18 protein-coding genes are annotated in these 24,879 nt (G+C 60.3%); 7 read left to right on the top strand and 11 right to left on the bottom strand.

Going from position 1 to position 24,879, the window contains the following annotated elements; translation table 11 throughout:
- From CLV41_RS25850 to phnC, 9 genes are all read right to left on the bottom strand, one after another.
- On the bottom strand, positions 1-636 hold a 636-nt coding region (locus tag CLV41_RS25850), incomplete at its 3' end, for a porin (protein WP_146048643.1).
- Between the two features lie 811 nt (positions 637-1,447).
- Positions 1,448-3,604, bottom strand: a complete 2,157-nt coding sequence (gene pbpC, locus CLV41_RS25845; RefSeq protein WP_103225384.1) for a penicillin-binding protein 1C — start codon at positions 3,602-3,604, stop codon at positions 1,448-1,450.
- A gap of 287 nt (positions 3,605-3,891) precedes the next feature.
- Positions 3,892-9,393 (bottom strand): alpha-2-macroglobulin family protein, encoded by a 5,502-nt coding sequence (locus tag CLV41_RS25835; protein ID WP_103225382.1) that lies wholly within the window; start codon positions 9,391-9,393, stop codon positions 3,892-3,894.
- A gap of 220 nt (positions 9,394-9,613) precedes the next feature.
- The gene (parA, locus tag CLV41_RS25830; RefSeq protein WP_103225381.1) at positions 9,614-10,255 is read right to left on the bottom strand and encodes a ParA family partition ATPase; all 642 of its coding nucleotides are present in this window, start codon (positions 10,253-10,255) and stop codon (positions 9,614-9,616) included.
- A 188-nt stretch (positions 10,256-10,443) separates the two neighbouring features.
- Positions 10,444-11,643, bottom strand: coding sequence for a lytic murein transglycosylase (locus tag CLV41_RS25825; protein WP_408014294.1), 1,200 nt, complete (start codon positions 11,641-11,643; stop codon positions 10,444-10,446).
- 113 nt (positions 11,644-11,756) lie between these two features.
- Entirely contained in the window at positions 11,757-13,100 is a 1,344-nt protein-coding gene (phnE, locus tag CLV41_RS25820; RefSeq protein WP_103225380.1) for a phosphonate ABC transporter, permease protein PhnE, read from the bottom strand.
- Between the two features lie 11 nt (positions 13,101-13,111).
- Entirely contained in the window at positions 13,112-13,960 is an 849-nt protein-coding gene (gene phnE, locus CLV41_RS25815) for a phosphonate ABC transporter, permease protein PhnE (protein WP_103225379.1), read from the bottom strand.
- 263 nt (positions 13,961-14,223) lie between these two features.
- Positions 14,224-15,138: a phosphonate ABC transporter substrate-binding protein gene (gene phnD, locus CLV41_RS25810; RefSeq protein WP_103225378.1), complete on the bottom strand. Its 915-nt coding sequence runs from the start codon at positions 15,136-15,138 to the stop codon at positions 14,224-14,226.
- Positions 15,139-15,196: 58 nt separating this feature from the next.
- Positions 15,197-16,030, bottom strand: coding sequence for a phosphonate ABC transporter ATP-binding protein (gene phnC, locus CLV41_RS25805; RefSeq protein ID WP_103225377.1), 834 nt, complete (start codon positions 16,028-16,030; stop codon positions 15,197-15,199).
- 396 nt (positions 16,031-16,426) lie between these two features.
- On the opposite strand from phnC, the gene CLV41_RS25800 reads away from it, so the two are divergent.
- Positions 16,427-17,053, top strand: a complete 627-nt coding sequence (locus CLV41_RS25800; RefSeq protein ID WP_103225376.1) for a DapH/DapD/GlmU-related protein — start codon at positions 16,427-16,429, stop codon at positions 17,051-17,053.
- Between the two features lie 42 nt (positions 17,054-17,095).
- Here the strand turns inward: CLV41_RS25800 and CLV41_RS25795 are convergent, their stop codons facing one another.
- Positions 17,096-17,887 carry an SDR family NAD(P)-dependent oxidoreductase gene (locus CLV41_RS25795; RefSeq protein ID WP_103225375.1) on the bottom strand — a complete coding sequence of 264 codons (792 nt, stop codon included), beginning with the start codon at positions 17,885-17,887 and terminating at the stop codon, positions 17,096-17,098.
- Positions 17,884-19,134, bottom strand: a complete 1,251-nt coding sequence (locus CLV41_RS25790) for an aminotransferase class I/II-fold pyridoxal phosphate-dependent enzyme (RefSeq protein ID WP_103225374.1) — start codon at positions 19,132-19,134, stop codon at positions 17,884-17,886. The genes CLV41_RS25795 and CLV41_RS25790 overlap by 4 nt, the downstream gene beginning before the upstream one ends.
- 591 nt (positions 19,135-19,725) lie before the next feature.
- On the opposite strand from CLV41_RS25790, the gene CLV41_RS25785 reads away from it, so the two are divergent.
- The 6 genes from CLV41_RS25785 to CLV41_RS25760 all read left to right on the top strand — a co-directional run bounded on the left by CLV41_RS25785 (position 19,726) and on the right by CLV41_RS25760 (position 24,876).
- Positions 19,726-20,172 (top strand): GFA family protein, encoded by a 447-nt coding sequence (locus CLV41_RS25785; RefSeq protein WP_456238942.1) that lies wholly within the window; start codon positions 19,726-19,728, stop codon positions 20,170-20,172.
- A gap of 30 nt (positions 20,173-20,202) precedes the next feature.
- Entirely contained in the window at positions 20,203-20,553 is a 351-nt protein-coding gene (locus CLV41_RS25780; RefSeq protein ID WP_103225372.1) for a VOC family protein, read from the top strand.
- Between the two features lie 45 nt (positions 20,554-20,598).
- A complete protein-coding gene (locus tag CLV41_RS25775; RefSeq protein ID WP_103225371.1) occupies positions 20,599-21,177 on the top strand; it encodes a helix-turn-helix domain-containing protein in 579 nt (192 codons plus the stop codon).
- 22 nt (positions 21,178-21,199) lie between these two features.
- Positions 21,200-21,886: an HD domain-containing protein gene (locus CLV41_RS25770; protein ID WP_235867259.1), complete on the top strand. Its 687-nt coding sequence runs from the start codon at positions 21,200-21,202 to the stop codon at positions 21,884-21,886.
- Between the two features lie 250 nt (positions 21,887-22,136).
- The gene (locus CLV41_RS25765; RefSeq protein WP_146048642.1) at positions 22,137-22,745 is read left to right on the top strand and encodes an AprI/Inh family metalloprotease inhibitor; all 609 of its coding nucleotides are present in this window, start codon (positions 22,137-22,139) and stop codon (positions 22,743-22,745) included.
- A 451-nt stretch (positions 22,746-23,196) separates the two neighbouring features.
- Positions 23,197-24,876 carry an ABC transporter substrate-binding protein gene (locus CLV41_RS25760; protein ID WP_103225368.1) on the top strand — a complete coding sequence of 560 codons (1,680 nt, stop codon included), beginning with the start codon at positions 23,197-23,199 and terminating at the stop codon, positions 24,874-24,876.
- The last annotated feature ends 3 nt before the right edge of the window (positions 24,877-24,879 follow it).

The raw sequence follows: 24,879 nt of genomic DNA, 5'->3' as shown, positions 1-24,879 counted from the left end.
CCAACCCTGGGAGATGCCGAGAGCAGCAACGACGTCCGGCATGCGAGTGCCGCCGTAGGTGCCGGATTCGCGGCTCGAACGATCTTCAAGAGCGATGGTTGCGGAGAAGCCGTTGCCGAAAGCAGCGGTGTAAGCAACCTGGTTCAGAGTAGTATCGGACCAATCACGGCCGACAACACCCATGAACGCCTGACCGGTGAAGATGTCGAAGTTTGAACCCAGACGACCAGCCGTCAGGCCGCCCCACTGGATGTAGGCATTGTCCATAGCGAAACCGGAGTTGTCGCCATTGGTGGAGTTGCCGAACATGGAGACGTAAGCGCGCAGCGTACCGAATTCGGTAGCCGTGCGAGCGTCGAGGTACAGATAACCACGAGCCAGCCAGGAGTAACCGTCAGTGTCGCGGGCGCTCCATGCACCATCGTCCAGAACGTTGTTGATCACAACCTGGGTACGAACACGGCCGCCAACGCGGAGGCAGGTTTCGGTGCCCGGGATGTAATAGAAGCGTGCGCCGTAAGCGTCACAGACGCGAACGTAGTCAACCGGCTCCGGAGCAACCGGGAGATCGGCTGCCTGGGCGGTGGTAGCGGCAGCAGCTGCTGCAGCGCCGAGCATCAAGCTCTTGAGTTTCATTATCTGACCTCCAAAGTCAATTTCTATTGGAACCTGAGCCGCACCTTGAAAAGGATTGGCAGATCCCGTCCCCGCGATTTCCTAAAAAAACGATCCAAATTATTCAAACGAACCGTTTTTACTGACGATTACTCGCCGTCGCAGGCTCCAAGAACCAAACTTGAGACTCGTCAGCAAGCTCAAAATGGCCAAATAAGGCAAGGACCGCACAGCATGTGTGTTTTTTGCAACATATTGTATTGCAACACTTTTTGCCCTCCCCTACGGCATTTTGTTGAAAATGAATCTTGATATTCAACTATATATTAAAAATCAAATCTATGGATGGATAGCTTACTCTCAAGAAATAAATAAATAATACAAAAATATAGCAGCGCTGTTACGCTGCAATGCAAAATAGTAATACGACACAGGCTTCGATTCTATGGTATATCCGTACATATTCTATTTACTTATAGAAGAAATACACATCAAGACAAAATTCGATCATAATTTCGCCTAAAAAATGCACCTTCCCCTAGCGTACAATTTGGTACGCGCGAAAACTCTCCGAATTCCGGGAAAAACAGGCGTTGGCATGAAGCCTGGGCCAATCGGCGCACTTACGCTGCAATATGAGTGAGTGGAGATTCGTGCCTGTCTCTTGGAGCGACCAAGGTCCCCCCCCCCAAGAAAACAGGCCAAATGCCCACCCCAAAGCATGTCGTATTAAATTGAATTCAGGAAATCGCCCGAACGCATTCGCAATGCGAACGCTGCCTCGGGCGTCTTCCTGAATCCATCAATCCGCTTGAACGCGACACGCTATAAATCAGCGCAGGAAGACGGTGATCCCCGCGCTTTCCCCATTGGCGTCGAGGATTGTCACGTTCAGGAACCCCGGTGCGTCCGGGTGCCAGACCAGTTGGTGTCTGCGCGCCTTTTCGTCAAGTGGTGTTCCGTTGATCAGAACCGAAAACGGACCGGCGCCGCCCTTGAGCTTGACGACGAGCGGCTGAGCCTGCGGTTCCCCGCTGCCGGGCGCGCCGAGTCCAAGATCCAGTTCGGCGCCGTCGGGCGGATAGGATATTCTCAAGGCGTCTGCGAAGCGCGCCGCTTCGTGGCGGCCGGGCAGCCGCGCATATCTGAGCGGCGCCGGCACCTCCCGGTTCGCCGCCTGAAGGACTTCCGGTGGCGCTTCGGGCAGTGGCCTGCGGCCGGGGCCGAGTTTCTGGAAGATTTCGAACAGGACAGGAACCGCGGCACCGGCCCCGGTTTCCCCGGGAACCGGCGTTCCGTCCGGCCGGCCGAGCCAGACAGAGACCACATACCGCCCGTCATAGCCGACCGCCCATGCATCCCGGTAGCCATAGGCCGTACCGGTTTTGTAAGCGATATGGGAAGCTTCAGTCCCCCGAGCCTGGGGAAGACCGGAGAGAATGTCGCTCACCAGCCATGCCGACTTGCGGGACAGAACATCGGCGGTCTGACCTAATCCGGTATCTGGCCCCATATAAGGTATGGAATCGCGATCGCATTCCGCGCGGCAGACAGACAGGGAAACCGGTTCGCCCTGCCGTGCCAGGGACGCATAGAGCTGAGTCAGATCCCTCAAGGTCAGGCCGAGCCCGCCAAGGCCGATCGCAAGGCCCGGCGCGGCGCCTTTTTCCAGAACGGGCCGCACACCGGCCCGTTTGAGCCTGGCCATCAGCCTTGCGGGCCCGACGGCCTCCAGCAGCTGCACCGCCGGCGTATTCAGGGAAAGCTGCAACGCCTCGCGAAGCGTGACGGTACCCTGATAGGCCTGATCGAAATTCGTCGGCTTGTAACCGCCGATATCCGTTGGCCGGTCGTCGATATAGCTCTCCGGAAGACCTATTCCCTCCTCGAAAGCCAGTCCGTAGATGAAAGGTTTGAGCGTCGATCCGGGAGACCGGAACGCGCGGGTCATATCGACATGCCCCTGCCTGGCGTTGTCCAGAAGGTCCGGAGCGCCGACGCTTGCCAGGATTTCGCCGTTCCGATGGTCGGCGACCAAGATGGCCATTGAAACCGGCTTGGGGTAGGAGCCGATCTTCTGGCGGGAGAGCTTCTCGAGCGCCGCCTGCAGGTCGGCGTCGATCGTCAGCCTGTGCACCGGTTTCAGCGGCGGACCGGTCAGGCGGGCTTCCCGGCTTTCGTGGGGCGCCAGGAAGGGCATTGAGTGCCGCCTCGCCCGTACTGGCTCGGCGGCGGCGGACATCGCATCCTCGCGGGTGAGGACACCTGCGGAGGCGGCGCGCGCCAACACCCGGTTGCGCGCCGCACGCGCATTATCCGGGAAACGGTCGGGCCGCCGTGCTTCCGGGCTCTGCGGCAGGGCAATCAGCAGGGCGACCTCCGCCGGCGTCAGGCGTCCGGGTTCCTTGCCGAACCATGTCAGGCTGGCGGCGCGGATACCTTCAAGATTGCCTCCGAAGGGAGCCCGAAGCGCATAGAGCCGCAGGATGTCCTGCTTGGACAGGCTCCGCTCGAGCTGAACGGCTTTCAGAAACTGCTCGTATTTCCGCCTGAAGGTCCTTGTGGGCGCCTCGTCCAGAAGTCTCGCCACCTGCATGGTCAAGGTGGAGCCGCCCGAGACGATGCGTCCGGCACGGACACTCTGGAGGGCAGACCGGACCAACGCCCGGACATCGATCCCGCCATGGTCGAAAAACCGCCTGTCCTCGAAGGCAAGCAGCATTTTGAAATAGAGCGGATCGATCTCTTCCAGTTCGACCGGCAGGCGCCACTTGTCATCGCTGCTGGTGAACGCTCTCAGGAGCCTGTCGTCCCGGTCAAGCACCACGACCGAAAGAGACAGGTCGCCGATTTGCGGCGGGGGCGGCAGTGCGTTGAAGTCGTGGCTGACCTTGAGCGCTCCGCCTGCAGCGAGCACGACCGCTCCAAATCCGGCGGCGATCGCCCACCGCCGGTATTCGCGCCAGTCCTGCCGCAGCCGTAGCCTCATTTTCCTGACCTATCGGCCCTAGGCCGTGTGGACGAATTGGAGATGCATTTCGCCGGGAGCCGCATCGTTCAAGATCAAGTCAATCCGGTGCGGATGATGCCGGGGCATCATCAAGACGGATTGGCGCGGGGATGGGGCGATGGAGGCCCGGCCCTTCGGGTGAGACAAGAGGCTTCGATCCGGCGCGAAAAAATCCTTGACCGTATCGCCGATACGCTCCGCGGATCTTTCCCCGCCATCTCTCGCCTCTTTTCTCACGAAATGCACCTCCAATTCGTCCACGCGGCCTAGCGGGTCGGCCCGAGCACGACAAAGCGGCCGGTTGCTGTGATCGCGCGCCGGTCCGGCCGGTACATGTCTTCAACGGACGCGGGAGGATGGGCAAATGTCCCCGGCGTTGCCGCACGGGCAAGGTAAGCGAAGGTCATCTCCTTGCCGCCCTGCCGGGTCTGATCCACCGCCACTTCGAAGCGGTCGGAATAGAAGGCGGAATATTCGGGCTGATCGATGGTGGATAGGAACGACAGGCCGCCAAGGTCGCCGGAGCGAACCAGGCGCGGATTGTCGATGACAAGACCGGCCGGCAGCCGGTCGACCACCATCAGCCGTCCCGGCTGGTCCGTCAGCGCACGGACCGTCACCACGACGGCCAGGCGGGTGTTGACGGGGACCGCGGAAGGATCCACCGGATTGCCGTCCAGATCATAAACCGTGCGTTCGACCGCAAAATCCTTGCCGCCAGCGGGTTCCGGCGTCACCGGCTGACCGAAGACCGAAACCAGGAGATCCGTCGCCTCGCTGCCGTTGTTCGTCACGTCGGTCGCATCCGTGGCGATCTCACTGCCTTCAAGAGACCAGGCAAGGCGGCCGGGCGTTTCCTCGCCGTCAACCGAGATCCGGGCTTCCCGCGCCGATTCGTTCAGGGCCTGTGCGGCGAGAAGCAGCCAGGCCATGTCCTGTGTCGAGCGCCAGGAGGCGCTTGTCTGCGCGGTTTTCAGGAATTCGACCGCTTCACCGGTCAGGGCGGGGCCCATGGATGTGGAGACGACATAGTCGGTCACGCCGGCGCTGTCCCGCAGGACAGAACCGTAATCGTCCCGGTAGCTCCGCTGTTCATCCTGCGGCAAGGCGGCAAGAGCGGCCTTGAACCCGGTTTCCGCGCGCTGACGCTCGCCATACAACGCCAGGCTGGCCGCCAGTTGGGCCTTTGCCAGAGGCGTTGCGAAGCTTTGCAGCCTCGCATCGAGATAATACCGCAGATCGCCCATGGAAGCGCGGCCGTTGCGGGCCAGCACGTAGAGCGCATAGGCGATCCCCTCGCCGCCATCCTGGAAATCGGACGCGTAGGCGAGCCGGTTCTCAAGATTGTCCAGTGCCGTGGTGAAGGCGATTTCGGGAACCTGATAGCCCTTTTCCTTCGCGCGGGTGAGGAAATCCGTCACATAGGCGTCAAGCCAGGTGTCGCCACCGCCGTAACTGTTCCAAAGACCGAAATCGCCGGAGGACGACTGATTGGCCAGGACCCGCCCAATCGCCTTGACCACCCGTTCGCGGATAGCACTGTCCGAGCCGAGACCAGCGGCCTCGGCGACGTCACTCAGATAAAGCAGCGGCAGCGCACGGCTGGTGGTCTGTTCCGTGCAGCCGAACGGATAGCGATCCAGCGCATCCAGCAGGCCCGCGACGTCAATACTCGCCGCGCCGCCCGCGGTCAGGGTCACCTTGACGGTCTCAGGCCGCAAACCATCGAAACTGTCGGCGGACAGCGTCAGGCTTCCGCCCGAGGCCAACTGGAAGGAAGATCTTCGAACCACTTGGGGCTGGGTGTCCCTGATCTCGACACTGAAGCGCTTGATATAGGTCTTGCCCTCCGGCCCGGTGAGCGAAGCGACGACTTCACTCTCGCCGGCCTCTTCGCCCGCGGAAACCGGCAGGAGAACGAGAGCCTTCTTGCCCTGTTCGATTTCAAGCGTCCGGTTCTGGAGCGCAGTGCCGTCCTGCAGCGTCAGGCCGTCCGCGACGGAGATATCCAGCTCATAGGCGCCGGCCGCGCCGTCTACATTGTCGATCTCAATGGCCAGGCGCGACTGGTCTCCCGGCGCCAGAAACGCCGGCGCGCTTGCCGTCATCACGACGGGCGAACGTACTTCCACCTGCCGGTCCGCATGACCGACCCCGTCCTTCGTCCAGGCCACCGCCATCAATTTCAGGGCGCCGTTGAAGGCAGGGATGTCGAAGGAAACCGTGGCTTCGCCGTTGGTTCCCACATCCACAAGGCCGGAGAACAGCGCGACCGGCTCTTCATCCGGCGGCGGTGCGTCCAGACGCATCCCCATGGCATCGCCACCGGAGCGGACCCGCCCCATCGCACCGGCCATGCGGTCGATCAACTGGCCGTAGAGGTCGCGGACATCGGTGCCGAGACGCCGCTGGCCGAAATACCAGCCTTCCGGATCCGGTGTTTCGTATCGCGTGAGGTTCAGGATGCCGACATCGACAGCCGCCACCGTGAGATAAGCCTGTGTGCCGGGTTCGAGGTTGGCGAGCCGGACCGGGACTTCCAGCGTCGTTTCCGGCAGGATCCGGTCAGGCGCGGACAGCTCAACGTCGATGGCGCGGCTGCCCGGATCGACCTGCAGCCAGGAAAGACCGATAGCCCGCGAAGGCATGCGCTTCTGGTCGAGATCCATCGGCCGATAGAGGCTGGCCGTGATATAGGCCCCCGCCCCCCAGTCATCGCTGACCGGAATTTCCACCTCGGTTTCCTCACCGGTCACTTCCACCGTCCGGCTGGCAAGGAGGCCCCCCGACACGACATTGACGACGGCGATCCCGGCCATCTGCGGTTTCAGCCGCAAGATGGCGGTGTCGCCGGGCCTGTAGCTCGACTTGTCCAACCCGACATCAAGATAATCCGGCGTATCGGACGTGGCGTCCGCGGTGTACCAGCCGGCGTCGAAAGTGACACTGCTGGAGGTTTGAAGGGCACCGCTGCCCTGAACTTCCAGCCGGTATTCACCCCATTCGACCGGCAGCGACAACCGGGCGGGCGCACCGGAGCCGGTCTCGATCTCACCGCTGGCCACGCGCCGCGAGGTGGTGATGGGTTCGTAGGACCAGCGTCCGTCCAGGCGGTACCACTGATAGCGGCGGTCGATCTTGGAAAGCGTCCAGCCAAGCCCGGAAGCCGTCTGCTCCTCGCCATCGACACCAACGGCAATGACGGAGAAATCGGCGGGTCCGCCCTCGTCGACACCGCCGTCGAAAGCCGGCTTGATGCCGATCCGCGGGCCGTCGAGGGCAACCGGCAGATCCAGGTTCCGCTCGACATAACGCCCGCCGGCCTCGACAAGACGCGCATTCAGCTCGCTGTCGTAGAGCAGCGTCGTCTCCGGCAGGTCCGGAAGGCTGACGTCGAAGCTGAGCGTGCCATCGTCATCGGTTTTCAGACCGGAAGGGATCTCACCGCGCTGCGAATAGGTTTCCTCATCCTCCAGTCCGAACAGATAGCCCGGATATGCCTCCAGGGTGCGGACCGGGCGAAGGATAATGTCCCCTTCCAGCGACTGCCCGCTCGCGGGAGAGCCATAGAGGAATTTGGCGCTGAGCGTAATTTCCGTAGGCTCGGTCCGGCTGAAGGTCTTCGCCCCGGTCTCAAGCTCGAAATCGACCCGTTCGGGCTGATAATCCTCCACCAGGAAGGTTTCCTGCGCCAGGGAGCTGCCCTTCGGGTCGGCAAAAACATGCCAGGACCAGATACCCTGCTGCGCAGATTGCGCAAGTGTCAGGTCCTGCAGGTGACCGCCGAGACCGCTGTCATTGACGGTGAAGCGGGCGTGTTCGACACCGTCCGGACGGGTAAAGACCAGTGTCAGCGGAAAATCTTCCTGCGCGACGGCGCTCGCATTGCGCAGCAGCGCCTGGGCATGAACGGTTTCCCCGGCCTTGTAGATGCCGCGATCGGTCCAGGCGAACACGTCCAGCGGTCCGGGCGCGGGACGTCCCTCGACGCCCCGATCCGAAAGATCGAACGCCGGTTTGCGCAGATCGAGGAAGGAATAGTCACCGGTGCCGGTTTCCGCGACCAGTATGCCGGGGGCCCGGCCGCCGCGGCCGCGTGTCAGACCGGGAGCGAATTCCGCGAATCCTTCGGCATTGGAGCTTGTCTCGCCGAGAATCTCGTTATTCACGGCAAGGAGCCGGACCGTCACGCCTTCAAGAGCCTCCGCGGTGGACAGCGAGCGGATATTCGCCGCGATGCCGTCATCCCCGGTGAGCGCGGTCACGCCCAGGTCCGAGACGAGGAACCATTGCGTTGCCAGTGCGCCCCAGCGATTCTGCAGGTCAAGCCTGGAGCGCGCCGTCATGGCATAGATACCCGGTTTCAATTCGATGCCGGTTTCGCTTACCGGTATCGCCGTCGTGATGTCCTGATTGAGCCGATTTTCGGTTTCCACGATGCCGGACCAGACTTTTTCTCCAAGCTCGTCGCCGATTTGATCCGCCTCATAGGTGTTGAGCTGGCGCAGGAACTTGTTGTCCCGCAGGACTTCGGCGACGGACCGGTCGCCAATCCTGAAGATCGTCGTTTCCACTTCACTGGTGTTGACCGAGACAATGGGAATGGTCGGATTGCCGCCGGAAGGAAGAACATAGGAGCGGCCGAGGAAATTCACCGACGGGGTGCGGTCTTTCACATAGGCGGATATCTCGACGGATTTCTCAAGCTTTTCACCGTCCGCAGCCGGAAGACCGCTGCGCGCGGTCATCTGGTAGCGCTTGCCGTGCTGAAGGCCGTCCACACAGATCTGACTGTCCTCCGCCTCGATCGACAGGAACCCCTCGCCGCGTACGGTGACATAGGGGTTCATGTCCTGTCCGAGCGGCAGCTTCTGCGAAAAAACGAGACAGATGCGCGGAGAAACACTGTCGGAGTCCACCTGATGATCGACAATCCGGAAGCCGTGTTTCGCCACCATCCCGTCATAGCGCGAGCGCAGGCTCGAGTTCTCCTCAAGCGCCAGGGACGCGCGCATGGCCTTGATCGCAGTCTTGAACTCGCTGCGCCGTTCCAGCGACCGGCTCAAAAGTTCAAGCGCCAAAGCCTGCTCAGGGACGCTCACCGCGCGCAAATAGGCGTTGACGGCGGCGGAGACCGCGTTTTTCTGCTTGTTCTCCCGCTCCTGCCATTTCTCCGGCTCCTGCAGAAGCAACGCGGTTGTCAACTGTCTCCAGACATCGAAGTCACCGGGCTCCAGTACGATCAACTGGAGGAAATCGGCCTCCGCCAGCGACCCGTTCCGGTTGGACAGAGCTGCCTGACCGTCACGGCGGAGCTGATCCGCGCTCTGGCCACGGGGCTGGACGGAATTGGCAATGCCGAGAGAATAGGTCTCCGCCGCCTCGATCTGCGATTGCGGCAGGTACGTAAGTTCGGCTTTCCGGTCGGCGCTCAGATCCGGCCTCGGGGCCTGAACTTCGACAACGCGGCCCGCAACGGCTCCCAAAAAGCCCTGCAATTCACCGAAGTCGGATTTCAGGAAGCACCAGCCGGCGGAGGTGTTGAACGTGAAAGCGCGGCATTGACTGTCCTGCAGGCAGGCGGACTTGCACCCTTCAATGTCGACGTCCTTCACCGTCCGATAGTCGCTGCCGAAAAAGTCAGCGTCTTCAATGGTGACAATGCGCCGGTCCTGGGCTTCGGCCGGTGAAACCGGGAAACCCGCGCTCCAGCCCAGCACCGAAGTCAGGACCATGGCAAGAGCGATGGAATTGCGACCGTTTTTCATCTGATGTCCTGAAAATGACTGAAATCTAAAAGAGAACCGCGAAAAAAGAGACATGGCCAGACCTCCCGGGCCTAGAATTTTCACCATCAAGGCACCGGATCATGACGAGGACAAGGCAAAAATGCACGGGCAAAAAAAATGCCTATGACGTTCTGACCGGACGTCCTTAGCCAGCATGCATCGGAAAATGCTTGCCGGACGCCCGGCAAGAGGCCGGGTATTACTCGATCCGGGCGATCAGCTCTTCGACCAAAAGGCCGACTTCCAGCGCCGCCTTGCTGGAGGGTGCTTCCTCCATCACCGAGTGCCCCCTTCCCATAGCCGCCGCGAACACGGTGCGGTTTCCCAGGCGGGCGTTCAGAGCATCGTAACCGGAAGCCTTGATCGCGTCCGCCATTTCTTCCGTAAGGGAAGCGCGGGGCGGCACCCGGTTGAGAACCAGCAGCGCGGGCGTATCCTCGCGGGCGGCCAGTTCGACAGTCTGCGCCGTTGCCCATAGATCGACCGGTGTCGGCTGGATGGGAACGATCACGAAATCGGCGGCGTCGATGGCGGGCTTGGCGTCGGTATCGGTCTTGGGCGCTGTGTCGATCAGTACGTAACCGTGGGATCTGGCAAGCGATCTCGCTTCCCGCCGAGCCCCCCAGCCGGACGCGGTGCGAAATTCCAGGCCGGTATTGTCCTCGCCCAGACGGTTTTCCCGCGCTTCGTACCAGGTGCCGAGAGATCCCTGCGGATCGACATCGAGAATTGCAACCGGTTCACCCGATTGTCTTGCGAGTGCCACAGCGAGATGCGCCGCCAGCGTCGTTTTTCCCGAGCCGCCCTTTTGCTGCGCAACAGTCAAAATCCGTCCCGACATGCCGATCCTCCAGAAAACCGCCAATATATTGCGCCGCGCTCTACCGCATTGCAATAAACCATTGCCGGACACGGTGCATATACGCACCGGTATCGGGCGTGACAAAGTAATCCACACCGCAATGCCGGTATCTTTTTAAAAGAATTTAAGGATGAAGGACTTGCGAGTGGAAAGCGGCGCTTTTCTTTCTAGCGTCCCCCAAGGGCGTAATAGACGTTCCAGGACGGCCGTCCCGTTTCCGGCATGCCATGTTTGGCTTCCGCCTTGCGGATCCCTGCCCGCGTCGCGGGCCCGACCTTGCCGTCCGGTTCTCCCACGTCGAAGCCGTTCCTGTTCAGCAGCTTTTGAAGGTCGAGCCGCTGTGCCCGGGAGAGCCCGGGATTATCGGTCGGCCACGGGGTCTTGAACGGATCGCCGCCGGAGACGAGTTCCGACAGAAGGGCAATCGCCATGCCATAGGATGTCGAGGCATTGTAGGAGCGCAGCGCCCGGAAGTTCCGGGTGACAAGAAAAGCCGGTCCACCCGCCCCGGCCGGGCGGATCAGCGCCGCCTCGAGATTGCCGGAAAGACGGCTGCCATCGATGCCGACAAGGCCTCGTTTGGCCCAGGTGGCGAGCGAGAAATAGGACTTCCGGCCGGAGGGTCCCGAGTATCCGTCCGGCACCTTGACCTCGTAACCCCAGGGGCGGCTGTTCTTCCAGCCGGCGTTCTTCAGGAAATTGGCCGTCGATGCCAGGGCATCGGGCACCGAGTTGACCAGATCCTTGCGGCCATCGCCGTCGTAATCGACCGCCAGACTGTTATAGGTGCTCGGCATGAACTGGGTCTGGCCGAAGGCCCCCGCCCAGGAACCGCGAAAATCCTCAACCGGAACATCGCCGCGCGAGGCGATCTGCAAGGTCTTGATCAGCTCGCCGCGGAAATATTTCTGGCGGCGCTTTCCCGCGCAGGCAAGATTCGCCAAGGCATGCGGGGTATAGAAATCCCCCTGAAACTGGCCGTAGTCGCTTTCTATGCCCCAAACGGCAAGCACCACGTGGCGATCCACGCCATAGCGTTTTTCGATCGCGGCCAGCGTGCTGCCGTGTTTCTTCAGGTTCGACTTGCCGTCCTTGATCCGCTGTGCGTCGACCAGAAAGGCCATATAGTCCCAGATCTCGGTCTTGTGTTCGGGCTGGGAGGTGGAGAACCGGATGACTTTCTCGTCGAAAGTGGCACCTGAAAGCATGCGTTCGGCGACTTCCGGGCGAACACCGGCGGAGATCGCCTGTTTCTTCAGAGCCGCGACACAGCTTTCGATCGCCTGCGCCGGTCCTGCCGCCTGAAAGAGGCAAAGCCCGCTTCCGATAACCGCAGTTGCCAGTTTCCAATTCATGCCCTGACGCATTGCCCGCTCCGTCCTCCTCGAATCAGTTCAAGAGGCTGCCATGCCACCGCGACGTAATTGCGGCGCAAATCAGGATGGAGCAGTTATCAAGCGAAAAGCAATGACGGATGGCGTCACCCGGATTTTTTGCCCTCGATCAGTCTGCGGCGCAGCCAGCTCGAGGACTGGTCCATCGCAATGACCACCACGATGGTGAGAATGATGATGTAGCTGGTGTTTTCCCAGTCGCGGGAGGTCTTCATGGTTTCCACCAGAAGCAGGCCGATGCCCCCTGCCCCGAGTGCGCCGATCACAGTGGCCGAGCGGGTATTGGATTCCAGATAATAAAGCACCTGGGAGACGAACACCGGCAGGATCTGCGGGATCACGCCAAAGCGGTAGCGCTGGATCTGGCTGGCGCCGGTCGCCTTGACGCCTTCCACCTGTCTGTTGTCGATGTTTTCCAGAGCTTCGGAAAACAATTTTCCCAGCGAACCGGTGTCCGTGAAGGCGATCGCCAGCGCCCCGGTCAGCGGCCCGAGACCGAAGGCGCGGATAAAGATCAGCGACCAGATCAGCATGTCGATGCCGCGCAGGAAATCGAACAGCCGGCGGGTGCCGAAACGCAGCACTTGCGACGGCGTGAAATTGCGCGCCGCCAGAAAGGCCAGCGGCAGACCGAACAGGGCTGCCGTGATGGTTCCGAGCACGGCCATCATGATCGTTTCGAACAGCGCCACGAACACGTCGCCATGCTGCCAGTCGGGATTGCCCAGGAACTCGTGAACGATGAACCAGAGGTTCGAATAGTCCGGATCCAACCTGTCGGCACTGAGCGCGAGCGCATAAAGCTGGCTGAAAGACTTGCCGTAGAGCGGCGACCTGAACGGGAACCAGAAGTTTTCCCAACCGCCGAAATAGTTATGGATCTCGATCTTTGTCCTGGTGACCTGAAGACGCTTGTCGAGGCTGGGGCGTGCGTCGAGCTTGCGCGGATCGTCCTTGAGCCAGTCGGGAACCTCGCCCTCGGGAAGACGGGTCTCCACTCCCTTTGCCGTGGCTGTGGTCTCGATCATTCCATAGCCGGGAACGTCGAAATAGGCCGTCTTGCCCTTGATCTCGACGGTGTAGCCGTCGCCGAGATCGACAAAGGCGTTTTCGCCGTCCAGCGTCACCCAGTCGGGCACCTCGGCGTTGTCATAGGTCGCCGTCCGTTCTCCTTCGATCGCGACTTCCAGCTCGCCGCGACGGAAGTTCTTGGTGACGTGAACCTTGTAGGCGACGGAATCGGTTGCCAGGATCGCCGCCCGCTCAGGCTGGGCTCTGGACAGTAGATCCGACACGTCGAACGCGAACCATGTGTAGACGAGATAGGCCACGACTGCGAACGGCGCCAGAACCGTGATCCAGGCTCTGCGGCGGACGTTCCGCCAGACATCGTCGAGTATCACGACCGGTTCGAGGGTATCGGTTGCCATGTCAGATCCCCTCAATGCGCCCGGCCGGAGCCGACCAGCTTGCCACGCAGGTAGGACGACAGCTGGTCGATGGCCATGATGGTGAGAAACAGGAGCACGAAGATCGCCGCGGTTTCATCGCCCGCGCCCTTGCCCCAGCCGATGGTCCTCCGGAGCTCCTGGCCGATACCACCCGCGCCGACGAAGCCGAGAATGGCCGAGGCGCGCACGTTGATTTCAAGGCGCAGCAGGAAATAGCTCAGGTAATTCGGCGCGACTTGCGGCATCACCGCGAAGCGGATGCGCTGCAGCCAACTCGCACCGCATGCGGTCAGCCCCTCGATGGGCCTGCGGTCGATGTTCTCGTTGACCTCGGAAAACAGCTTGCCCAGCGCGCCGGCCGTGTGAAAGGCGACGGCGATCATCGCCGGCACGGGGCTGGACCCCAAAACGAAGATCAGGAACAGCGCGACGATCAGCTCCGGAAAGGCGCGCATGATGTCCATCATTCGCCGGACCACCGGAATGAGCGGACCCCAGCTGTCGACATTGCGGGTGGAGGCCATGGCCAGAACGATTGCCATCGCGCCGCCGAGAAGGGTCGCGACGCCAGCGATGTTCAGCGTTTCCAGCATGGCCGGAAAAAAATGCACGACCAGACCGAAAAATGCCGGTCCGGCCTGCCAGGCTTCGACGACGATTTCACCGGGATAGTCGAAGAACTTGGAAAGACCCTGCAGAAAGCCGCCTGAATTCATCTCGTTGGATTTCGAATAGCCGGAAACGAGAACCGCGACCACCAGCAACAGGCCGATCATGGAATAGAGCTGGCGGTGTTTGCGCAGCGACAGTATTTCCTGCTCGAGAGCGGCAACGGCCATGTCAGGTGAGCCTTCAGGTTGTGATTTCGAATGTCCGCTCCGGCGCTCTGTAGACATAGACAGATGCCAGACTTTCAACTTGCAATGCCTGCGAAAGCAGGAATCCGGTAATCACCAAAATTGCCGTTTTCATCAAATCCGGCTTCGGTGGTTACTGGTGTGATTAGTGGATCCCGGCCTTCCGCTCCGCTTCAACCCGGATGAAGCGGATGGCAAAGAACGCGGACCGGAGACCGGCCCGCGTTCTTTTTTGAGCGATGCGATTATTCGCTCTTGGCCTTACGCGCTTCCACGATGGAGACGTAAGCGTCGTGGGTGATCGGCATGAAGCCTTTGGTGTCACCGGCTGCAACGCCGTAAGCGCATTCCGGATCGAGGGAGTTCAAAGACGCCATCAGGGCTGTCATCTGGATCTTCACGTCTTCCGGCAGCTTCTTGGACAGGACGATCGGACCTTCCGGGATCACCGGCGAACGCCAGATTTCCTTGATTTCCGTCATGTCGACCAGACCGGCGTCGGTAGCCTTGCGCAGCGCACCGGAATTGTAGCCGTCTTCCCATTCACCCAGACCGTCGGCCCAGGTTACGCCGGCTTCGATATCACCGTTGAAAACGGCAACGATGGTCTGCTCATGGCCGCCGGTGAAAACGACATCGCCGAAATAGTCGCCCGGGGTCATGGAGTAGCCGAGTTTCGGAATTTCGATGGACGGGATCAGGTAGCCGGAAGTGGAATTGGGATCGCCGAAACCGAACTTCTTGCCCTTCATGTCTTCCAGAGAGTTGATCTCGCTGTCGACGCGCGCGAAACCGATGGAATAGTAGCCGTAGCTGCCATCGACGTTGACCTTCACCAACACCGGATCAACGGCATCCGGATCGGTCAGGAAGACCTTCGCGTAGCCGGAAGCGCCCAGCCAGGCCATGTCGAGATTGCCGCCGAGCAGGCCTTCGATCACGCCGTTATAGTCGGCCGGAGCGAACAGCTTGACCGGAACGCCCAGCAGGTCGGCGGTTTTCTGTTCCAGGCACTCGTAAGCGCGCAGACGGTCCGAAGCGTTTTCACCGCCCAGGATGCCAATGCGGAATTCAGTGATTTCTGCCGCGCCGGCAACAGAAGCGTTCAGAGCGATCATGCTGACAGCAGCAAGCGCGGCAATTTTGGAAACGAGTTTCATTTGGGACACTCCCTGAGAGTTCTCAATGGTGATGACGTTGGGAAGATGCGCGGGCGGCTCAAACCGCCGCCGCCGCCGGGGTCATCGCTCCGGCGGATTCTTGTGAACCGGACTGGCCGGCATCGATGGCTGTGGATGTCGCGGCCTCGTTGAAGCTTTCATTCGCGCCGTAGATCTCGCGGGCGGCGTCGGTCGTCAGCTCGTCAGGCGTGCCGTCAAAAACCAGGAACCCGTCGCGCATGCCGATCACCCGGTCGCAATAGTTGCGCGCCGTATCGAGCGTGTGCAGATTGCAGACGACGATCTTGTTGTCGCGCTCGTGGATTTCGCGCAGCGCATCCATGACGATCTTGGCGTTCATGGGGTCGAGCGAGGCGATCGGCTCGTCCGCCAGGATCATGTGCGGGTCCTGCATCAGGGCACGGGCGATCGCCACGCGCTGCTGCTGGCCGCCCGACAGTTCCTCGGCGCGCTTGGTGGCTTCCTGGACGATGCCGAGACGGTCGAGAGCGGTGAGCGCGGTCCTGACGTCGTCCTCGCCGAAGATATTGAAGAGGCTCTTGAACGTGCCGTGGCCGTTGAGGCGTCCGAGCATGACATTGGTCACCACGTCGAGACGCGGAACCAGGTTGAACTGCTGGAACACCATGGCGCAATCGCGCTGCCAGCGGCGCATCATGCCGCCCTTGAGGCCGAGAATATTGCGGTCTTCGAAGAGGATCTGGCCGGAAGTCGCCGGCGTCAGCCTGTTGATCATCCGCAGCAGGGTCGATTTGCCCGCGCCGGAGCGTCCGATGATCCCGACCATCATGGGTTTGTCGATATCAAAACTGACCTTGTTGACCGCGGTCCGAGACCCGAAGGTCTTGGTGACTTCCCGAAATTGAATCACGCGTCAGCCCTGTCCGTGTTTGTTCGTCTTGCCAGCGACAAGAGCCATCGGACCATTACAAAATGATGACAGTTACTTGACCCTACGGCCAAAGATTTATGACAGATGAATGACGATCCGGCAGGTCAAGAGGCCCGATCCTGAAGATTTCAAGAATACAGTTTCGTATTCATGGGCTTATTCGAACAGATCAGAAAAATTGAATTGCCGCATTTTACAGCAGGTACGGATCGTGCTTGCAGATGACACGCGAGCAGCGTTCCGGAATTCAATGGCGAAGAGTGTTAAAAAAACTGAATACCGTCATATGTATGTCATCAAACCGTCATCACCCGCTTTGTCAGGCCCTCTACAACCCTCATCCGCCTGTCCGCAGTTTTCCTCCAGGAGCATCGAATGTCCGCCCCGACGCAAAAACCCGTACTGAGCGAAGCCCCGAATGTTCACGCCGAGGCAAGGGTCGTCGATTGCGAACTCGGCATCTGGACGGAAGTCGGAGCGCGTACGCAAATGCGCGAAAGCGGAATGGGGGACTATTCCTATATCGTCGAGGACGGCGATGTCGTCTGGTCGACGATCGGCAAGTTCTGCTCCATCGCCCGGCGCGTGCGCATCAATCCGGGCAACCACGCGACCTGGCGCGCGTCCCAGCACCATTTCACCTACCGCGCGGCGGCCTATGGCCTGGGAGAGGACGACGCCGGCTTTTTCCAGTGGCGCAAGGACGACTGGGTGACTATCGGCCACGACGTGTGGATCGGCCACAATGTCACCGTGCTTGCCGGGGTGACCATCGGCACCGGCGCGATCATCGCCGCCGGCGCCGTGGTTTCCAAGGACGTCGCGCCTTATACCGTCGTTGGGGGTGTCGCCGCAAAACCGATCAAGCGCCGCTTCACGGTCCCCCAGGAAGAAGCACTCATGGAGATCGCCTGGTGGGACTGGACACACGCTGAGCTCAAGGAGCGTTTGCCGGATTTCCGTCAACTGCCGATTGACGCCTTTATCGAGAAATACCGGTAAGGCGCATTGCCCCCTCCCGCGCGTACACGCGATACGGGCAAGTTAACTTCGCGACAAGACCTGGCTTCGTCCGGACCAGCGACGATAGACCGCCCCGCGCAGGGTGGCGGGCAGAAGACCGAGGGCGCCGATGGCCGCGGACATGGGACGCGGGAAGGAGATTTCGGTCCGCCCCGAACTCGCCGCCCTGACGATCTGCCTCGCAGCCTGCTCAGGGGTCACGCTGAACGGTCGCCAGGAGCCGCCCTCCGTCATGCCCTCGCTGAGGAATCCCGGCAGTGCGATTGTGATACCGACGCCGGTGCCGGCAAGGCGCACTGACATTGAAAGGCCATATGCCCTAAGGCCCGCTTTTGTCGCCGCATAGACAGGCGCATCCGGATAGCCGATCAGCGCCGAAAGCGAACTGATCAGAACGATCCGTCCGCCGCCGTTGCCAATCATCATTTCTGAAGCGATGCGGCACTGTTCGATGGCCGCCAGCAAATTGATCTCGATCAGCGAAGCGGTCCGCCCGGGATCCTCGCAGAAAGCTCCTTGCGGAGCCGGTCCACCAAGACCCGCGTTGACGATAATCCAGTCGAGCGGTGCACGCTCCCGGCAGGCCGTGAGCCAGCGTCTCAGGGCTTCATCATCGCCGACATCGACCGATGCCGGATGCAGTTCCGCCGCCCGCTCCTGCGATGGAGCGCGCCCGGGGAAGTCCAGATCGCGAACCTCGAGATCGGACACCGAAAGCTGCGCGACCAGAGGCGACAGGACATCGACCAAAGCACGACCGAGCTGCCCGCCAGCGCCTGTGATGGCCACATGCTGTGGCGCCTGTCCTCTCATGCCACGCTCGCCGCGCCCTCACCGGCGCCGGAAAGCGCCTCGGGAAATTGTGCGGCAACAGTTTGAAAGGCATCCAGAACCTGCCAGAACATGTCCTCGGTCAAGGTCGGAGGAAAAGTCACCCGCAGGAGGTCCTTGCCCTTCGGCACACCGGGATGAACGGCCGGGCTCACAACAACTCCGGCATCCGCAAGCGCCATGGTCACCTTGAACGCCAGTACATCGTCCCCGATCAGGACCGGGACCATCTGGGTTCCATCACCACCGCAGCGCCATCCCATGGAACGCAAGGCCAGACGCGCCCTTTCGCCGAGTGCACAGGCCCGTTCAGCGATTTCCGGCTCCGCAATCAGAATATCGAGGGCCGCAAGGGCTGCCGCTGCCTGGGCTGGGGCCAGGGCATTGCTGAACAGGAAGGAACGGGCATTGAAGCGAAGATGTTCGATGAGTTCCGCGGAGCCGGCGACAAACCCGCCCGTAGAGGCAAAACACTTGCTGAAGACACCCATGATGACCGGAATCCGGTCGGCCACACCCGTTGCATGCGCAAGCCCCCGCCCCTGCGGACCGATGACACCGCACCCATGCGCGTCATCCAGCATGACCCAGGCGCCGTTCTCGTCGGCAACGTCGACAATCTGCTCAAGCGGGGCAACGTCACCCGCCAGGGAATAGATGCTGTCGATCAGGACAAGCTTGCGCTCGTGATCTGACCCAGACAGTTTGGCGCTCAGGTCCTCCACGCTGTTGTGGCGGATGCGATAGCGCTCCGCGCCTGAGAGCATCACCCCATCGACAATGCACGCATGGACTTCGGCATCAAAATACGCGCCGTCATGACGGCCGATCAGGGCCGGGATGGAACCGATATTGGCAAGGTAACCCGTCGTGAAGACGAGAGCGGCTTCCTTGCCAAGGAAGCCCGCAAGGCGGGATTCAAGCTCCTCATGCACAGGCCGCGTACCTGTCAGGAGACGGCTTGACGTGCAGGAGGAGCCGTATTTCTCACTTGCCTCACCAGCCGCTTCGACCACCCGCGGATCCTGCGCCAGGCCCAGGTAGTTGGTTGAACCGAGCAGGATGAACCTGCGGCCGTCGATTTCGGTCTCGTTCGATCCTACCGGCGTTTGCGGTTTGTGGTAGAGATACTGCCCGTCCGCGCGGATTTTCCGGACCCGCCTCATCATCGCATTGTCGTAAATCCTGCTTTGAAAAGCGATATCCGCTGCCTGACGCTTACTGCTCATAAATACACCCGCTTAAATTACCGACACCCTGATGAATACTTACACTTCATGACGCTTTTATATTTAGCCTTCTAATTACAAAGTCAAATAAGGTTCTTATCAATATTTTATAAACTTTAAATTACTTTAGATATATTTCTCTTTTATATATTTTTACTGATATAATTCAAATAATTACTCCAGGTTCGATCTTGGCCAATTTCTCGAAAATCACTTGAAATGATATCCTCACGGATAACCGGCTTCATCTCGCCGTACCCCACGATGATGACGGGCGTGGCGGGCTGCCAGGTCCGGAGAGGACGGTGCCGGCTTCAACCGGCGGCGCAGGATAAACCGGGCGATCATCGGCCATGGTGTTTGAAGCGGCGGTTCGGCGAGCCCCGGTAGGGCACGCTGATGGAAATCACCTGTCGGGGCTGGACCGACGCTCAGTTCAAGGAGCGTTTGACGGATTTCCGCCGGTTTGTGCATCGACGGTTTTATCGAAAATTCCGGCCGGGCCGCTGATCGGCTTTGAGAGAACCGCTTTTCATCCCGCCGGACCTCCTGATATGGTCCCTGTGAAATTTTACAGGATGAAGACCATTGGTGATACGTGAAGCCACGTGCCGTTGCGGCCAGTTGACGGCGGTTTGTCAGGGGGAGCCGGTGCGCGTTTCCGTCTGTCATTGCCTTGAGTGCCAGAAACGCACCGGAAGCGCCTTTTCCGCCCAGGCCCGCTGGCCGGACGAAAAAGTGGCCCTTTCCGGAGAGTTTTCAGAATGGCATCGGGCTGCCGACAGCGGTCACAAGGCCACCTACAGGTTTTGCCCGACCTGCGGCTCCACCGTCTCTTATGTGATCGAAGGATGGCCGGGCGTTATCGCCATTCCTCTCGGGGCGTTCGCCGATCCTCGGTTTCCGGCCCCGCGCTTTTCCGTCTATGAACATCGCAAACATGAATGGACGACTGTCCTTGGAGAGAACGTCGAACACTCGTCGGACCCGGCCATTGCCTTTACTCAGGGCGAGCTCCGGCCGACAGAACAGGATTAGGTCGGAGTTTTTGCCCCGCTTACCCGCGTAATTCTTTACGTCAGAGATGTGGAACGCAGCGCCGCGTTCTATGCGCTTCACTTTGGATTTTCGGTGCATCAATCGCCTGCAGACAGGATCACGGAACTGATCCCTCCCGGCGGCGGTACGCGGCTCCTGCTGCACAAGGCTGGAAAAGCGCAAAAACTTGGTCAGGCGGCGGTCAAGCTGGTCTTCGATATCGAGGATATTCCCGGCTTTTGCGAGACAGCCAAAAGCCACGGGCTTGTTTTCGGATCGCTTCATCAGGCGGACGGATATCAATTCGCCAATGCAAAGGACCCGGATGGCAATACCTTACAGGTGTCCAGCCGGGCCTATCGGCAAATAGAGACTATCTAGCAATCTTCCCTCCCCCGTCGATTGCTTTCGCGTTAAGCTCGCTCCATGTCGAATGAAACCGCAGTGCTGGAAACCAGCCTCGGCCCTTCCTTACGCCGGTGGCGGGTGCTGAACCGCGTCAAGCAGGAAGCGCTGGCCTGTGATCTTGGCGTTTCCCAGAGCAGGATTTCCCGCTGGGAGAGCGGTCTTGCGCAGCCGGATGGCGTGGAAAGAGCGAAAATCATCCGGCTGTTGCGCGCCCGGCCGGAAACGGCCGCCGACAGGGCGCTGCTGGAGCTGGTTACACTGGCATCGGAGCCGGTTCATCTGGTCTGCGATCTCACTCACCGTCTCCTGGCGATTTCCCCGGCACGGGCGCGGGAGTGGCGCCTGCCCGTGGCGCAGTTCATGAACCGTCCGCTCTGGCGGTTTGCCTCGGACGGTATCCGGGCAATGGAATTCAAACTGGCGGATCACGGCTGGTTCGAACCGATGTCCGCGGACATCTTCTACGATACCGAGCGGGCAAGTTTTCCCGAGATGACCATCCCCGAAAGCCGGATCAGGATTTCCCGGCTGCCGCTTTCGGACGGCAGCTTTGCCCGCCTTGTGCGCGAAGCCCCCCGGGACAAGCTTCCCGCATAAAATATTCACGGCATGGTCTGGCATGCGCGAGCCCATTACTCTTGCCGTCATGACCCAGATGACACCCCCTCCTCCCGTCTGCGACCGGCCAATGGACGACAAGAGATTGACCGGAATCCTGACGTTTCTGCAGTCCGCCGAACAACTGAAGGACACGATCCGGTCCGGCTCGACCCGCAAGGGCCGACCCGAAAGCACGGCCGAGCACAGTTGGCGGCTTGCGCTCATGGTGCTGCTTCTTGAGAAGGAGCTCACAGGCATCGATTTTCTCAAGCTTTTGAAACTATGCCTGATCCACGATCTCGGAGAAGCGATATCCGGGGACATTCCCGCTCCCGACCAGCAGCCGGGCGACGATCGCCAGCAGCGTGAGCGGCGCGATTTCCAGACGCTTTGCACGTCACTCCCAGAGGATCTGGCGGGGAACCTGATTGACCTGTGGGACGAATACGCCAAGGCCGCGTCAGTGGAAGCACGCTTTGCCAAGGCCTTCGACAAGCTGGAGACGATCTTCCAGCATCTGCTGATGCCACCGCCCGGCGCAAGCTTCTACGAGTTCAACCTGACCTATGGACGTGATCGCACGGATTATCACCCGCTGACACGGCAGGTCCGTGAACGTGCCGACGACGGAACCCGCGAAATGATCAGGGGTCTGGAAGGCGAGTCCTCCCGGTCTTCAACGAACCTTGCGGTTGATGAACAGTAATCGTTTGATTTTGCGCTCGTGAAAGCCTGCCCACACATCCTCGGGACAGATGCCGCTTTCATCGTCCCCAGAGCTTGATGATCCATATTCTACAAGTACTTGACCACGGCAGAACCAGCAATTTTTTGGTCAACCGGGACAATGCCATCAAACGGGTTCCTATCAAGTGAGCTTGCTATAAGGTGCCGTTTCCATGTGGAATGTCAGGTAACGCATCCACTCTGTTGGACGTGAATTTTTGGGGGTGAATGTGAAGTCAGGCAAAATTTTCAGCGGTGCTGTTTTTATAGGATTACTCTTGGCCGGTTGCCAAAGCGACGACCCGGGCTACGGGACCAGGCCTTATACGGATCCCGCCCTCACGGGTGCCGAACCGATTATGCCGCCCCCATTCAACGGGCGTATCAGTCGTGACTATTCCAGCTCGAAAACGAAAAGCTGGGTGTCTTCGGACGGAACCATTCACAAGAAGAGTTCAGGTACCAGCGTCAACATGTCGGTTGATCCCAATGCTGCCGCCGGCATGATCGCAGACCTGCTGGGGACGACATCCGGTGGAAACAGCTACACTCACAATGCCGCAGCTTCTCCCCAGTCTTACGTTGGCAAATGGAACATCTCGATATCCGGCAGGGAGTGCCGCCTGACATTGCGCCAAGGGCAAGGCAGCGGTGGCAGCGCGACGGTGTTTGGCTGTTTGAACACGGAACTCTCAGACGTCACACGTTGGAGCCTGCGCGGCTATGAACTGGTCCTGATCGGCATGTTTGACAAGCAGATTGCCAGTTTGCGGGTTACCCAGCCAAACCGATTGGATGGCTCGGCCCACGGAAAGACGCGGATCACCGCCTGGCGGTAATGATTGACGGCAGTCCGGGGGAAAGCATTTCGACAAGGCCGACATCGAAACCGCGTGGCACTGGATCGAAGATTAGGGTACGGCCCCATCGGCCATGTTTCCAGGCGCCTGCGCAAACGCGACCGGTCGGCCTCGAGCGCCTGTCAAAGCACGGACTTTTCCCGTTCTTCCAATACCCTTCAAATCAGTCGGCGGCCCAGGGTTCAGATCGAAACCTGTGGCGGAATTGCCAAACCGATACCTGAGTGAATGCCTCCAGCCGCCTGGACAGAGGACCGGATTGCGATTTTTAGAATTATTTTAAACATGAGTATTTTTATCAAGTTTATACTTGACTTGCATACTCAAGTTTTATTACTCGAGGTCCAACGGATTTCTAAAACATAGGCCCGTGGCCCAGCCAGTTGCACCTTGCACCGCCAGGCTCTGTGCGTTGACCAAGGAGTTTCCAATGATCAGTAAGTGCTTCAGCCTGTTTGCTGTTGGCGCGTTTACCGCGATGACCGCGGCGAGCGCCCTGGCGCAGGACGCGGGAGAATCAGGCGTCCAGGCGCCGCCGGCGGTATACCTCAGCGCGGCGCAAAATGACGGACCGAAGGAAGCCGAGGAACTGACACTCGGCATGTGGGTCAAGGCCGGCAACGTCACCACCTACACCATCGGCAATTCCTGGAACGACTGGATCCTCTGGCTCGTCTACGACAAGCTGCGCGAGCCCTCTCCCTATGCCGGCGAGGCGGAGGACTGGCTGGCGACCTCCATCACCCAGGTTTCCGAAGACGCGCGCGTCTGGGAGATCGATCTGCGCGAAGGCGTGAAATGGCACGACGGCAGCGAGTTCACCGCCGAAGATGTCGCATTCACCTTCGAATACTACCGTGAAGGCCCCGCCAACCGCTGGACCCACCATTCTTCCTCCGTGCCGCGCATGGTCGGCATCGAGGTCATCGACACATACAAGGTGCGGCTGACATCGGAAAAGCCGATGCCGAATTTCGACCGCATCACCGCGACCGACCTGCCGATCATACAGAAGGCCCAGTGGGAAGGCGTCGAGGACCCCCGCTCCTTTACCGATATCGGTATCGGCACCGGCCCCTACAGGCTGGTCGACTACGAAGCGGACCGCTACTACAAGTTCGAGGCCAACGAGAACTACTGGCGCGGCAAGCCCACGGTCAAGAAGCTCAACATCGTCATGATCAAGGATCCGCAGACGATGTTCACCGCGCTGAAGACCGGTGAGATCGACGGTGCCGCGCGTCCGGTGCCGCCGGAGCTGGTTCTGCAGTGGAAGAACGACAGCGCTCTTGAGATGATCAGCGCGCCGACCCTTTGGGGCGTCTGGCTGGATATCAACGTCGGCCGCAAGCCGTTCGACGACCGCGACCTGCGCCGCGCCGTGACGCTGGCGATCAATCCCGAACCAATGCTGGAGCGTGTTGTTCTCGGCCAGGGCAAGTCCGGCAAGCACGGCTGGCCGCACGTGGACAGCTTCTGGACCAAGCCCGACCTTGCCGCCGCCCATGATCCGGAACTCGCCATGTCGATACTCGACGAAGGCGGGTATGCCGATCGGGACGGAGATGGAACCCGCGAGACGCCGGACGGCAAGCCGCTGGTATTCGACCTGAAAATCGCCTCGAACCAGCCGACCTTCCTGCGCGCTGCCGAGATCGTCACGGAGCAGCTGAAAGAAGTCGGCGTCGGCGTCAAGGTCACGTCGATCGATCCGGGCTCCATGGGTCAGATGTGGCGCTCGCGCCAGTTCGACCTGCGCATTGCCGACATCACCCCGCACGGCATCGCCGACCAGGACATGCTGGTCATCCTCTACCGGGGCGACATCAAGAACGAGATGCTTCTCGATGAGGACAAAAAGACAATCGTCGACCGCTGGCTGAATGCGGAAACCCGCGAAGACCGCCTGAAGGTCAGCTACGAGTTGCAGGAATACCAGACGAAGTACCCGAACCGGGTCATGCTCTGGTATCCGGAAACTGTCTTTGCCTACCGCTGGCAGGCCTATGACAACTACGTCCCCTCCACCGGCTACGGGATCTTTCACAAGTATTCCTTCCTGCCGGAAGAGGCGCGGGACGGAACGGTTTCCCCGCTCCTTTCCGAGTAAGAC

This window comes from Roseibium marinum (assembly GCF_002906165.1).
GTDB lineage: Bacteria > Pseudomonadota > Alphaproteobacteria > Rhizobiales > Stappiaceae > Roseibium > Roseibium marinum.
This window is presented reverse-complemented; position numbering and strand designations above follow the sequence as displayed.

Coding starts and splice junctions, on each gene's coding strand:
- phnD (WP_103225378.1), bottom strand. CDS start 15,138: ATGAAACTCGTTTCCAAAATTGCCGCGCTTGCTGCTGTCAGCATGATC.
- phnE (WP_103225379.1), bottom strand. CDS start 13,960: ATGGCCGTTGCCGCTCTCGAGCAGGAAATACTGTCGCTGCGCAAACAC.
- CLV41_RS25795 (WP_103225375.1), bottom strand. CDS start 17,887: ATGAGAGGACAGGCGCCACAGCATGTGGCCATCACAGGCGCTGGCGGG.
- phnE (WP_103225380.1), bottom strand. CDS start 13,100: ATGGCAACCGATACCCTCGAACCGGTCGTGATACTCGACGATGTCTGG.
- CLV41_RS25790 (WP_103225374.1), bottom strand. CDS start 19,134: ATGAGCAGTAAGCGTCAGGCAGCGGATATCGCTTTTCAAAGCAGGATT.
- CLV41_RS25825 (WP_408014294.1), bottom strand. CDS start 11,643: ATGCGTCAGGGCATGAATTGGAAACTGGCAACTGCGGTTATCGGAAGC.
- CLV41_RS25770 (WP_235867259.1), top strand. CDS start 21,200: ATGCGCGAGCCCATTACTCTTGCCGTCATGACCCAGATGACACCCCCT.
- parA (WP_103225381.1), bottom strand. CDS start 10,255: ATGTCGGGACGGATTTTGACTGTTGCGCAGCAAAAGGGCGGCTCGGGA.
- CLV41_RS25800 (WP_103225376.1), top strand. CDS start 16,427: ATGTCCGCCCCGACGCAAAAACCCGTACTGAGCGAAGCCCCGAATGTT.
- CLV41_RS25775 (WP_103225371.1), top strand. CDS start 20,599: ATGTCGAATGAAACCGCAGTGCTGGAAACCAGCCTCGGCCCTTCCTTA.
- CLV41_RS25760 (WP_103225368.1), top strand. CDS start 23,197: ATGATCAGTAAGTGCTTCAGCCTGTTTGCTGTTGGCGCGTTTACCGCG.
- pbpC (WP_103225384.1), bottom strand. CDS start 3,604: ATGAGGCTACGGCTGCGGCAGGACTGGCGCGAATACCGGCGGTGGGCG.
- CLV41_RS25835 (WP_103225382.1), bottom strand. CDS start 9,393: ATGAAAAACGGTCGCAATTCCATCGCTCTTGCCATGGTCCTGACTTCG.